Source organism: Bradyrhizobium sp. JR4.3, assembly GCF_040547695.1.
Lineage (GTDB): Bacteria > Pseudomonadota > Alphaproteobacteria > Rhizobiales > Xanthobacteraceae > Bradyrhizobium > Bradyrhizobium canariense.
Genome location: NZ_JBEPQF010000001.1, coordinates 370481 through 383200, shown reverse-complemented (window position 1 = coordinate 383200; position 12720 = coordinate 370481). Strand labels below are relative to the sequence as shown.

Below are 12720 nucleotides of genomic sequence, written 5' to 3'. Positions count from 1 at the left end.
GCCGGGCATGAGGGTCGTATTACTCGGCCGCTTCCGCCGTCCCCGGTCCGACCTTGGAATTGTGCAAGTCGACGTTGAGGCCGAGCGAGCGCATTTCCTTGACCAGCACGTTGAACGATTCCGGAATACCGGCCTCGAAGGTGTCGTCGCCACGCACGATCGCCTCGTACACCTTGGTACGGCCGGCGACGTCGTCCGACTTCACGGTCAACATCTCCTGGAGCGTGTACGCCGCGCCGTAAGCCTCGAGCGCCCACACTTCCATTTCGCCGAAACGCTGGCCGCCGAACTGCGCCTTGCCGCCCAGCGGCTGCTGGGTAACGAGCGAGTACGGACCGATCGAACGCGCGTGGATCTTGTCGTCGACGAGATGGTGCAGCTTGAGCATGTAGATGTAGCCCACCGTCACCTTGCGGTCGAAGGCATCGCCGGTGCGGCCGTCATAGACGGTCGACTGGCCCGAAGCGTCGAGACCGGCAAGCTTCAGCATCTCCTCGATGTCGGCTTCCTTGGCGCCGTCGAACACCGGCGTCGCGATCGGAACGCCGCGGCTCAGATTGTGGCCGAGCTCGATCAACTCGTTGTCGTTGAGCGACTTGATCGTCTCGTCCTCGCCGTAGACCTTCTTCAAGGTTTCCTTCAGCGGCCTGATGTCCTGCTTCGACAAATAGGCATCGACCGTCTGGCCGATACGCTTGCCGAGGCCGGCACACGCCCAGCCGAGATGGGTCTCGAGGATCTGTCCGACGTTCATGCGCGAGGGCACGCCGAGCGGATTGAGCACGATGTCGGCATGCGTACCGTCTTCGAGGAACGGCATGTCCTCGATCGGCACGATCTTCGACACCACGCCCTTGTTGCCGTGGCGCCCGGCCATCTTGTCGCCGGGCTGGATCTTGCGCTTCACCGCGACGAAGACCTTGACCATCTTCATCACACCGGGCGGCAATTCGTCACCGCGCTGAAGCTTTTCGACCTTGTCGAGGAAGCGCTGTTCAAGCCCCTTCTTCGACTCGTCGTACTGCTTCCGCATGGCCTCGATCTCGGCCATCAGCTTGTCGTTCGGCGAAGCGAACAGCCACCACTGCGACTTCGGGTACTCCTCGAGCACCGCACGGGTGATCTTGGTGTCCTTCTTGAAGCCCTTCGGACCGGCGATGCCCTGCCGTCCTTCGAGCAGCTCGGCAAGACGGTTGTAGACGTTGCGGTCCAGGATCGCCTGCTCGTCGTCGCGGTCCTTGGCCAGACGCTCGATCTCTTCCCGCTCGATCGCCAGCGCACGCTCGTCCTTGTCGACGCCGTGCCGGTTGAACACGCGCACTTCGACGATGGTGCCCTGCACGCCCGGAGGAACGCGCAGCGAGGTGTCGCGGACGTCGGAAGCCTTCTCGCCGAAGATGGCGCGCAGGAGCTTTTCTTCCGGCGTCATCGGGCTTTCGCCCTTCGGCGTGATCTTGCCGACCAGGATGTCGCCGGCGCGCACTTCCGCGCCGATGTACACGATGCCGGCTTCGTCGAGGTTCTTCAGCGCTTCTTCCGACACGTTCGGAATGTCGCGGGTGATTTCCTCGGGTCCGAGCTTGGTGTCGCGGGCCATCACCTCGAATTCTTCGATATGAATTGAGGTAAACACGTCTTCCTTCACGATCCGCTCCGACAGTAGGATCGAGTCTTCGAAGTTGTAGCCGTTCCACGGCATGAACGCGACGAGCACGTTCCGGCCGAGCGCGAGCTCGCCGAGATCGGTCGACGGACCGTCGGCGATGATGTCGCCCTTCTTGACGATGTCGCCGACCTTCACCAGCGGACGCTGGTTGATGCAGGTCGACTGGTTGGAGCGCTGGTACTTCATCAGCCGGTAGATATCGACGCCCGACTTGGTCGGATCGAGATCTTCGGTGGCGCGGATGACGACGCGGGTCGCGTCGATCTGGTCGATCACGCCCGAACGGCGCGCCGCGATCGCAGCACCCGAGTCACGCGCAACCACGCCTTCCATGCCGGTGCCGACGAACGGCGCCTCGGCGCGAACCAGCGGCACCGCCTGGCGCTGCATGTTCGAGCCCATCAGCGCGCGGTTGGCGTCGTCGTTCTCGAGGAACGGGATCAGCGCGGCTGCGACCGAAACGAGCTGCTTCGGCGACACGTCCATGTAGTCGACCTTGTCCGGGGTCACCGGCAAGACTTCGCCGGCGTGACGGCAGACCACGAGGTCTTCGGTGAAGCGGCCCTTCGGATCGAGCGGTACGTTGGCCTGCGCGACCGTGTAGCGGCCCTCTTCCATTGCCGAGAGGTACACGACCTCGTCGGTGACGCGGCCGTCCTTGACCTTGCGATACGGGGTCTCAACGAAGCCATACTTGTTCACGCGCGCGAAGGTCGCGAGCGAGTTGATCAGGCCGATGTTCGGACCTTCCGGCGTCTCGATCGGGCAGATGCGGCCGTAATGCGTCGGATGCACGTCGCGCACCTCGAAGCCGGCGCGCTCGCGGGTCAGACCGCCCGGTCCAAGCGCCGACAGGCGGCGCTTGTGGGTGATCTCCGACAGCGGGTTGGTCTGGTCCATGAACTGCGAGAGCTGCGAGGAGCCAAAGAACTCGCGCACGGCAGCGGCCGCCGGCTTCGCGTTGATCAGGTCCTGCGGCATGACCGTGTCGATGTCGACCGAAGACATGCGCTCCTTGATCGCACGCTCCATGCGGAGCAAGCCGATGCGGTACTGGTTCTCCATGAGCTCGCCGACCGAGCGCACACGGCGGTTGCCGAGATGGTCGATGTCGTCGATCTCGCCCTTGCCGTCGCGCAAATCCACCAGCGTCTTGATGACGGAGAGGATGTCTTCCTTGCGCAGCGTGCGCTGGGTGTCGGGCGCATCGAGGTCGAGGCGCATGTTCATCTTGACGCGGCCGACCGCCGAGAGGTCGTAGCGCTCGGCGTCGAAGAACAGCGACTGGAACATCGCCTGGGCCGAATCCAGCGTCGGCGGCTCGCCGGGACGCATGACGCGGTAGATGTCGAACAGCGCGTCCTCACGCGTCATGTTCTTGTCGGCCGAGAGCGTGTTGCGGATGTAGGCGCCGACATTGACGTGGTCGATGTCAAGCAGCGGCAACTCCTTGTAGCCCTGCTCGTTGAGAGCCTTCATCGACTTGTCGGTGATCTCTTCACCGGCTTCCGCGTGGATCTCGCCGGTCTTGGGATTGACGAGATCCTCGGCGATGTAGTTGCCGACGAGCTCCGCATCCGACAGGCGCAGCGCCTTCAGGCCCTTCTCCTGCATCTGACGCGCACCGCGCACGGTGAGCTTCTTGCCGGCTTCGAGCACGACCTTGCCGGTATCGGCATCGATCAGGTCGTTGATGGTCGAGTAGCCGCGGAAACGATTGGCGTCGAACGGAACGCGCCAGCCTTCCTTGATCCGCTTGTACTGGATCTTCTTGTAGAAGGTGCTGAGGATCGCCTCGCCGTCGAGACCGAGCGCGAACATCAGCGACGTCACCGGAAGCTTGCGGCGACGGTCGATACGCGCATAGACGATGTCCTTGGCGTCGAACTCGATGTCGAGCCAGGAGCCGCGATACGGGATCACGCGGGCGGCGAACAGCAACTTGCCCGACGAATGGGTCTTGCCCTTGTCGTGGTCGAAGAACACGCCCGGCGAACGGTGCATCTGCGAGACGATGACGCGCTCGGTGCCGTTGACGATGAAGGTGCCGTTCATCGTCATGAGCGGGATATCGCCCATGTAGACGTCCTGCTCCTTGATGTCCTTGACCGACTTCGCGCCGGTTTCCTCGTCGATATCGAACACGATGAGGCGCAGCGTCACCTTGAGGGGAGCCGCGAAGGTCATGCCGCGCTGGCGGCACTCGTCGACGTCGTATTTCGGCGGCTCGAACTCGTAGCGGACGAATTCCAGCATCGAGGTGCCCGAGAAGTCGGAGATCGGGAAGACCGAGCGGAACACCGCCTGCAAGCCCTCGTCCGACCGTCCGCCCTGGGGCTCGTCGACCATCAGGAACTGGTCATAGGACGCCTTCTGAACCTCGATGAGGTTCGGCATCTCGGCCACTTCCTTGATGTGTCCGAAGAACTTGCGAACGCGTTTGCGACCGGTGAATGTCTGCTGCGCCATCGTGGCCTCTCATTTTCGTCGCCCGATTTGGGCGCGCCCTCCGGAACGCGGCGACCGCCGCTCCCCGGGTTGAATTTTTCGAACCCGTCTTGGGGGCCGGAGACTCAGTTTCAGGCAGGAATGTCCTGAATCTGTTCTTCAGACCTTCAAAACGCAAAACGACGCGCGGGGCGCAAGAGCGCGCCCGCCCGTCACAACCATCCTCTTCACGGACTGCAAAAGCCCGAAATAGCTTGCTCTCCCAACGGCTTACAGGGAATGCGGCATCCCTGCCCACCGCGCTTTCGTGCTGCCGACCCGATATGGGGCGACATTAGTGCAGATTCGAGGGACAAACCCTCAAATCCCCACACTTTTTCGTGTTCGGCCTGCGTCGGGTCGTTCCGTCGCACGCCTTTTGCATCCAGCCCACCCTTTCGGGGAGTGGACCGAGACCCCGGTTGCGATGACGCGCACCGGGATCTCGTGCCAGTAAGCGTTGCTTACTTGAGCTCGACCTTCGCGCCAGCCTTCTCGAGCTGGGCCTTGAGCTTCTCGGCTTCGTCCTTGTTCACGCCTTCCTTGACAGGCTTCGGCGCGCCCTCGACGAGGTCCTTTGCTTCCTTCAGGCCCAGGCCGGTGATGGCGCGGACTTCCTTGATGACCTCGATCTTCTTGTCGCCGGCGGCGGCAAGAACGACCGTGAACTCGGTCTTCTCTTCGGCCGGAGCGGCGGCAGCGCCACCACCAGCCGGGCCGGCCACGGCGACAGCCGCGGCAGCCGAAACGCCCCACTTCTCTTCGAGGAGCTTCGCGAGTTCGGCAGCTTCGAGCACGGTGAGGCTCGAGAGGTCGTCAACGATCTTCTGCAGGTCAGCCATTGTTCAGTTTCCTTGAATGTAAGTCTGGTTCGGGTTTGAGTTTTGCGAAGGGCGTCAGGCCGCTTCGCCCTTTGAGGCATAAGCCTGGATGACGCGCGCGAGCTTGCCCGCGGGCGCGTTGGCGAGCTGAGCGATCTTGGTCGCCGGGGCCACAAGCAGGCCGACGATCTTGGCGCGCAGTTCGTCAAGCGACGGCAGCGAGGCAAGAGCCTTCACGCCGTCGACATTCAGGACGGTCTTTCCCATCGAGCCGCCAATGATGACGAACTTTTCGTTCGCCTTGGCGAATTCGACGGCGACCTTTGGCGCCGCTACCGGATCGTCCGAGGTGGCGATCACGGTCGGTCCCTTCAGCATGGGGCCGATGGCAACGACGTCAGTGCCTTCAAGAGCAATTTTGGCGAGACGGTTCTTCGAGACCTTCACCGAGGCGCCAGCCTGCTTCATCTGCATGCGCAGCTTCTGCATCTGGGCAACGGTCAGGCCGGAATATTGGGCAACGACCGCGACGCTCGTGGTCTTGAAGACCCCATTGAGCTGTTCGACCGCTTCCTTTTTTGCCGCTCGTTCCACAGCAAGCTCTTTCCGGTTGGCGGTCATCGCGAAAGCGGGACCGCCGGGTTGCACCCATCGTCCCGCCCAAACCTGAACCTCAGGGCCAAACCCATCGGACACGCCGGGCAAGACGACAATTCAAAGCCTGCCCTCCGGGAGCCCGTTAGGGCCCACGGCGTGTCGAGGTCCGAACCAAACCCATTCCGCAACCGACCCTAAGGTGGCCACGAAGTGAAATCCGGTCTTCACCCGTCTATGCAGGCCATGCGATTAAGCCGTTGAGAAATCGAAATTCCCCGCGGGCGCCTGCAGTCTTGGACAGGACAAGGTCAGCCGGCGAACCGCCCGACCTCTGCCCGCATCCCACACCCGACGAATTTCCCTCCTTTTCCAGCCAATCCTCACGGACGTCCTGAAAAGGAATGATCTCCATCGCTTGTTTTCGGAATGCGTGCACGAACGCGCCAGCCGAGGCCGGCACGTCCGGAAGCGGTTCTTTAACCGCTCGGGGCCTGCTTGCCAAGAGCAAAATTCACACCAGTTCCAATCCGTTGCCGCTCGCGCTTAACCATGGCCGACAAGGGCCGGTTCCGCTCATTTGACCTCATAAGGCAGCGGCCTGCCTTCGAAAAACGCGGTCAGGTTCGCCAGCACGCAGTTCTGCATGGCTACGTGCGATTCGAGGGTGTGGCCGCCGATATGGGGGGCGAACACGACATTTGGGAGCGCCGTCAGCGCGTCCGGGGCGTGCGGTTCCTGGTCGTAGACGTCGAGACCGGCGCCGGCGATGGTCTTTTCGGTGAGCGCCACCACCAGGGCTTTCTCGTCGATCACCGAGCCGCGGGAGATGTTGACGACATAGCCGTCCGCCCCGAGGCGCTTGAGGATATCGGCGCTGACGGCATGCTGGGTCTCGGCCCCTGCCCGGACCGCGATCATCAGCACGCTGCACCAGTCGGCGAGCGCCTCCAGCGTCGGGAAATATTGATAGGGCAGATCGTACCTACTGCGGCTGAAATAGCCGATTTCGCTCTCGAAGGATGCGCAGCGCGCTGCGATCTTGCGGCCGATCTCACCCATGCCGTAGACGCCGATGCGGCGGCCCGGCATCCCGGCCTGCGGGCGCATCATCGGCGAGGGCTTTGACGCGGCCCAATCGCCGCTGCGGACGTACTGGTCGGCAACCAGGATTCGCCGCGTCGTCGCGAGCATCAGGGTCATCGCGATGTCGGCGACCGAGGCCGCATTGGCGCCCGGGCTATGTCCGACCGCAATGTTGCGGGCAACAGCGGCCTTCAGGTCAACACCGTCATAGCCAGTGCCGTAGCAGACGATGGCACCGAGCTTCGGAAACAGGTCCATCGCCTCCGCGCCCAGCGGCGTGCCGCCGGCGGTGAGCACTACGCGGATGCCGCCGAGCGCGTCGGCCGAAAACACCTCGCGCGCCGGCTTGCCGCCGGTGTCGAGCAGTTCGAACCGCTCGGCGAAGCGCGCCATCATTGTCTTGGGAAAGCGCGAGTAGATCAGGACCTTGTCAGTCATTGTTCTTGTTTCCGGTGAACGCCGTCACAAACGACGAGGGGCGGAATCGGTTGCCCAATTCCGCCCCTCGCCTCATGTCGTTTCCGAACCTTAGCCGAGAATGGTGCCCGGCTCGACCTTCACGCCGGGACCCATCGACGAGGACACTGCAACGCGCTGGATGTAGGTGCCCTTGGAACCCGCCGGCTTGGCCTTGGAGACAGCGTCAGCCAGTGCCTTGATGTTCTCGACCAGCTTTTCCTCGGTGAACGAGGCCTTGCCGACGCCAGCCTGCAGGATGCCGGCCTTCTCGACGCGGAACTCGACCGAGCCGCCCTTGGCGCCCTTCACGGCGCCGGTGACGTCCATGGTCACGGTGCCGATCTTCGGGTTCGGCATCAGGCCGCGCGGGCCGAGCACCTTACCAAGGCGGCCGACCAGCGGCATCATGTCGGGGGTTGCGATACAGCGGTCGAAATCGATCGAGCCGTTCTGCACCTTCTCGACCAGGTCCTCGGCGCCAACGACGTCGGCCCCCGCCGCCTTGGCCTCGTCGGCCTTGGCGCCGCGGGCGAACACGCCGACGCGGAGCGTACGGCCGGTGCCGTTCGGCAGGGTCACGACACCACGGACCATCTGGTCGGCGTGACGCGGATCGACGCCGAGATTGATCGCGACCTCGATGGTCTCGTCGAACTTCGCCTTCGCGCGTTCCTTGACCATCTTGATGGCGTCGGTGAGCGGGTAAAGCTTTTCGCGATCAATACCTTCGCGGGCTTTGTTCAAACGTTTTCCGATTGCCATGACCGCTTACCCTGCCACTTCCAGACCCATCGAACGGGCAGAGCCCTCGACCATCTTCATGGCCGACTCGATCGAGTCGCAATTGAGATCCTTCATCTTCTTCTCGGCGATCTCGCGCACCTGCGCCTTGGTCACCGCGCCGGCCTTGTCACGGCCCGGCGCCTTGGAGCCGGACTGGATCTTGGCAGCCTGTTTGAGGAAGAAGGACATCGGCGGGGTCTTCATCTCGAACGTGAAGGAACGATCGGCGTAGATCGTAATCACGACGGGAATCGGGGTGTTCTTCTCTTCCTTCTGGGTCTGGGCGTTGAACGCCTTGCAGAACTCCATGATGTTGAGACCGCGCTGACCGAGCGCGGGACCGATCGGGGGCGAAGGATTCGCCGCACCGGCCGGGACCTGAAGCTTCAGGTATCCGGTCACTTTCTTTGCCATGTATCACTCCTGTTGGGCCGGCCTGGGCCGGCGGTTTCAGGTTCGTGGTCTGGGTCGGATGCGGCTGGCAACCGCCCTCTCCCTCCCACGGCCTCTTGTTGCGCGAGACCGAAGTCTCGCGCCTACCCGATCAGACCTTCTCGACCTGACCGAATTCCAGTTCGACCGGCGTGGCGCGGCCGAAGATCGACACCGCGACCTTCACGCGCGAGCGCGCCTCGTCGATTTCCTCGACCACACCCGAGAACGAGGCAAACGGGCCATCGGCCACGCGGACGTTCTCGCCGATCTCGAACGACACCGACGCCTTCGGCCGCTCCACGCCCTCCTGCACCTGGTGCAGGATGCGCATGGCCTCGGCTTCCGAGATCGGCATCGGCTTGTTTTCCGCGCCGAGGAAGCCGGTCACCTTCGGCGTGTTCTTGATCAGATGGAACGCCTCATCGGTCAGCTTCATCTTCACCAGCACGTAGCCCGGGAAAAACTTGCGCTCGGCATCGATCTTGCGGCCGCGGCGCACTTCCGTGACCTTCTCGGTCGGGACCAGCACCAGCTCGAACAGCTCCTCGAGCCCGCGCTGCTTGGCCTGCTCGCGGATCGATTCGGCGACCTTCTTCTCGAAGTTCGAATAGGCGTGGACGATGTACCAGCGCTTGTCAGACAATTGAGCCGTTGCTGTTGCCATCAGTGAATGCCCAGAAGGAAGGTGATGAGGACGCGGATGATCTGGTCGGCGGCGAAGAAGAAGATCGAGGCCACGGCGACCATTACGAACACCATGATGGTGGTGATCGTGGTCTCGCGGCGGGTCGGCCAGGTGACCTTGGCGGTCTCCGAGCGCACTTCCTGCAAGAACTTGAACGGGCTGACTGCCATCGTTTGATGTCCAACGTCCGTCGACAGACGCGAATGAATTTCAGGGATCCGAACAGCCGCCGTTGGCCCAGCCCTCTGTCTCGAAGGATGAGCCGGAATCCGGGCTCGATTGTTCGGGGATTTCAAAGCCGCGCCGGAGATCCGCGTCTAACGGGCCGGCTGCGAGTGCGCGGTATCTACTGCGGATGGGGCCAAAGGTCAAGACAGGGAGGGCTGGCGCGAGCAAAACGACCTCCACAGGCGACCGACCAGAGATCAGGCCAATCAAGGGCTTATCTGCCGCCTGCAATCCGCCGTCCCAAGGGGCGCAGCCGGTTCCTGGCAGGACGAGACCACCGGGCCCGTCATCTGCCGCCCCATTAGCGCCTCCTCAAGGTCAGTCGGCCCGGTCGATCGTCGAAATGCCCGGCAACGGCACAACGAACTTTCCGCCCTCGGCGAAATAGCCGGCATACTTGGCCCGGATCGGGTCCACGTAGCGCCAGGCGAAGACGACGACGAACGCCGGCTTGCGCTCGTAAAGGGCGGCGGGCGGCAGGATCGGGATGTCGTATCCCGGGCCGGCCATCACGTTCGCCTTCTTGGGATCGTCGTCCACCAGGAAGTCGATCTTGTTCTCCAGGCCGAACTGCGGCAGCAGGGTCGTGGTCCCGACCGAGACGCCGTAGCCGGCCACGAGTTGACCGCGCGCATGGGCGGCATCGGCCATCGCGACCAACTCGTCGCGGATGGCGGCGATCCTCTTCGCGTAGGGCACATAGTAACCCGGCTGGTCGACGCCGAGCCGATCTTCCTCGGCGATGAAGCGCGCGACCTCAGCGGACGGCTTCTTCGCGCCGCCGGCACGCTGCACCGTCACCCGGATCGAGCCGCCCTTGGTCTCGATGTGCTGGACGTCGATCACTTCCATGCCGAGCCGCGCGAAGAAGCGCGTCAGCGGCTTGATGTTAAAATACGACAGATGCTCGTGATAGACGGTGTCGAGAAGGTTCTTCTCGGTGACGTCGAGGCCATACTGCGTTTCGAATACGAACAGCCCGTCCGGCGCAAGCACGTCGCGAACCCCGATCACCAGCGGGTCGAGATTGTCGACATTTGCGATCATGTTGTTGGCGATCACGACGCTGGCCGCGCCGTGGCTTTGCAGGATGCGGCGACCAATGGCATCGGTGAAGAAATCGCCGATGGTCTCGATTCCCGCTTCCGTCGCACGCCGCGCGATGTCGACGGCGGGATCGACACCCAGCACCCGCATGCCGCGCTCCCTGAAGAAACCGAGCAGCGATCCGTCGTTGCTGCCGAGCTCGACGACCAGCGAGCCCGGCGCGACGGCGAACCGGCTGACGACGTCGTTGGCGTAGCCCGCGAAGTGCTCTCGCAGGCCAAGCGAGAGCGAGGTGGTATAGACGTAGTTGCGGTACTGGATCTCCGGATTGCCGACGTGGAGAATCTGCAGGTGGCCGCAGTCTGCGCACAGGTGCAGCGCCATCGGCACCGCGGCCCGAAAGACAGGATCGTCGGCGCTTGCATCCGGCACCTGGAAGTTCGGGGTGCCGATGGGCATGCCCGCCATCGGGACGACAAGCTCTTGCTTGTCCGAATGACAGAGGCGGCAGGTATGGCGGACGTAAAACAGGTTTTTCATCGTAGGACCGTAAAACGGAGACATGCGAGCGGGTGAGGCAATCTCACCCCGTGGTGATCAGATCGACGGCACCGCCTCAGGACGCCGGATATTCCGCGCCACCGATGATGAGGTCGATCGCGGCCATCATCCAGAACTGATGCGTGGTCTCGACGATGTTGTAGCTGCGGCTGTCGACGTAATAATTGACGTCGCCGAGATTGCGCAGCGGATTCTCGGCGTTCATGCCCGACAGCGTGATCACATCGAGCTTCATTGCCCGCGCCTGCGCGACCGCATTGAGAATATTCTTCGAGCGTCCCGACGAGCTGATCGCGACGAGGCAATCGCCGGCGCGAGCGCTCAGCCGCACAGCATGCGCAAGCCAGTCCTCGAAACCGTAATCATTGGCAAGACACGACATCATGCTGGCATCGCTGAAGCAGAGTGCGGGCACCGATGCGTTCTTCGCCAGATCGATCGCGAGATGGGAGGCGATGCCGGCCGAGCCTCCATTGCCGATGAAGATGACTCGGCCGCCCTGCTCGCGCGCGCGCAACCAAGCCGTGCGGGTGGCGGAAATCCTGGCGAAAACCCCGTCGTCAACCGCCGTCGCGCGATGGAGGCGCCCCACATAATCGTCGAGGAAGGCCTTGTGATCGGGATTGATGGGCTCCACAGGCATGGGTTGGCAGCTCGACGGCGACATGGCGCCCCTGATACCGGCTATCACCAGCGATTGCAAAGCTATATTACCATCGAAGTCGACCAACAGCCGATTCGGTTTCCACCTTCACTCAACATTGGCGGGCCTGTTTCGCTGGGCATTCGCATCACGGATGTTCCTATGAAATGCATCGTTACCGGTGGCGCGGGCTTCATCGGCAGTCACCTCGTCGACCGCCTCCTCGACGACGACCATGAGGTCGTCGCGCTCGAAAATTTCGTGATCGGACGCCCCGAAAATCTGGCCTCGCGTGTCGATTCTGGTCGACTGAAGATCGTGCGGGCCGACGTCACCGAACTCGAATCGATCAAGCCGCATTTCGACGGCATCGACTGGGTGTTTCATCTCGCCGCGCTGGCCGACATCGTCCCCTCGATCGAGTCCCCGATCCCGTATCACCGCGCCAATGTCGACGGCACGGTCAACGTTCTCGAGGCTGCACGGCAGGCCGGCGTCAGCCGCTTCGTTTATGCTGCGTCGTCCTCCTGCTACGGAATTCCCGATGTCTATCCGACGCCGGAGAGCGCTGAGATCCGACCGATGTATCCTTATGCCCTCACTAAGAATCTCGGCGAGCAGTGCGTCATGCACTGGTGCCAGGTCTACAAGCTGCCCGCGGTCGCGCTGCGCCTGTTCAACGTGTACGGGCCGCGCCATCGCACCACGGGCACCTACGGCGCCGTGTTCGGCGTGTTCATGGCGCAGAAGCTTGCCGGCAAGCCCTTCACGGTGGTCGGCGACGGCGAACAGACCCGCGACTTCACCTTCGTCAGCGATGTCGCCGATGCTTTCGTGACCGCCGCGAGCTCCGAGGTCTCGAACGAGATTTTCAACGTCGGCTCCGACAACACCTACAGTGTCAACCGGCTGGTTGAGCTTCTCGGCGGCGACAAGGTCCACATTCCCAAGCGTCCCGGCGAGCCCGATTGCACCTATGCCGACATCACCAAGATCAAGCGGATCCTGAAATGGACGCCGAAGGTAAGATTTGAGGACGGGGTCGCGACGATGCTGAATTCGATGGATCAGTACAAGGACGCTCCCCTGTGGACAGTGGACAAGATCGCGGACGCCACGAAGGACTGGTTCAAATATCTCGCAGACAACAACGACGCGCCATCCGGCGCGCCGCAGAAGGCAAGCCAGTGAACAGGTTCGCCGGGTATCGTTGCCGCGAATCGAT

At 62.9% G+C, this 12720-nt stretch carries 11 protein-coding genes; 1 reads left to right on the top strand and 10 read right to left on the bottom strand.

Annotated features, from left to right (window positions below; genetic code table 11):
• Positions 1–19: 19 nt before the first annotated feature.
• From rpoB to ABIB91_RS01930, 10 genes are all read right to left on the bottom strand, one after another.
• Positions 20–4135, bottom strand: a complete 4116-nt coding sequence (gene rpoB, locus ABIB91_RS01975) for a DNA-directed RNA polymerase subunit beta (RefSeq protein ID WP_007602996.1) — start codon at positions 4133–4135, stop codon at positions 20–22.
• A gap of 482 nt (positions 4136–4617) precedes the next feature.
• Positions 4618–4995: a 50S ribosomal protein L7/L12 gene (gene rplL / locus ABIB91_RS01970; protein WP_007602994.1), complete on the bottom strand. Its 378-nt coding sequence runs from the start codon at positions 4993–4995 to the stop codon at positions 4618–4620.
• A gap of 54 nt (positions 4996–5049) precedes the next feature.
• Positions 5050–5568 carry a 50S ribosomal protein L10 gene (gene rplJ, locus ABIB91_RS01965; protein ID WP_035995742.1) on the bottom strand — a complete coding sequence of 173 codons (519 nt, stop codon included), beginning with the start codon at positions 5566–5568 and terminating at the stop codon, positions 5050–5052.
• Positions 5569–6144: 576 nt separating this feature from the next.
• Positions 6145–7092, bottom strand: a complete 948-nt coding sequence (locus tag ABIB91_RS01960) for a 2-hydroxyacid dehydrogenase (protein ID WP_354158599.1) — start codon at positions 7090–7092, stop codon at positions 6145–6147.
• A gap of 90 nt (positions 7093–7182) precedes the next feature.
• Entirely contained in the window at positions 7183–7875 is a 693-nt protein-coding gene (gene rplA, locus ABIB91_RS01955) for a 50S ribosomal protein L1 (protein WP_354158601.1), read from the bottom strand.
• A 6-nt stretch (positions 7876–7881) separates the two neighbouring features.
• Positions 7882–8310: a 50S ribosomal protein L11 gene (gene rplK, locus ABIB91_RS01950; protein ID WP_007602986.1), complete on the bottom strand. Its 429-nt coding sequence runs from the start codon at positions 8308–8310 to the stop codon at positions 7882–7884.
• A gap of 130 nt (positions 8311–8440) precedes the next feature.
• A complete protein-coding gene (nusG, locus tag ABIB91_RS01945) occupies positions 8441–8995 on the bottom strand; it encodes a transcription termination/antitermination protein NusG (protein WP_007602985.1) in 555 nt (184 codons plus the stop codon).
• Entirely contained in the window at positions 8995–9186 is a 192-nt protein-coding gene (secE, locus tag ABIB91_RS01940; protein ID WP_007602984.1) for a preprotein translocase subunit SecE, read from the bottom strand. Before secE ends, nusG begins: the two co-directional genes overlap by 1 nt.
• 376 nt (positions 9187–9562) lie before the next feature.
• Positions 9563–10831: a methyltransferase domain-containing protein gene (locus ABIB91_RS01935; RefSeq protein WP_354212980.1), complete on the bottom strand. Its 1269-nt coding sequence runs from the start codon at positions 10829–10831 to the stop codon at positions 9563–9565.
• Positions 10832–10907: 76 nt separating this feature from the next.
• Positions 10908–11495 carry an SIS domain-containing protein gene (locus ABIB91_RS01930; RefSeq protein WP_354158606.1) on the bottom strand — a complete coding sequence of 196 codons (588 nt, stop codon included), beginning with the start codon at positions 11493–11495 and terminating at the stop codon, positions 10908–10910.
• 162 nt (positions 11496–11657) lie between these two features.
• On the opposite strand from ABIB91_RS01930, the gene ABIB91_RS01925 reads away from it, so the two are divergent.
• Positions 11658–12686 carry an SDR family oxidoreductase gene (locus ABIB91_RS01925; RefSeq protein ID WP_354158608.1) on the top strand — a complete coding sequence of 343 codons (1029 nt, stop codon included), beginning with the start codon at positions 11658–11660 and terminating at the stop codon, positions 12684–12686.
• Positions 12687–12720 lie beyond the last annotated feature (34 nt).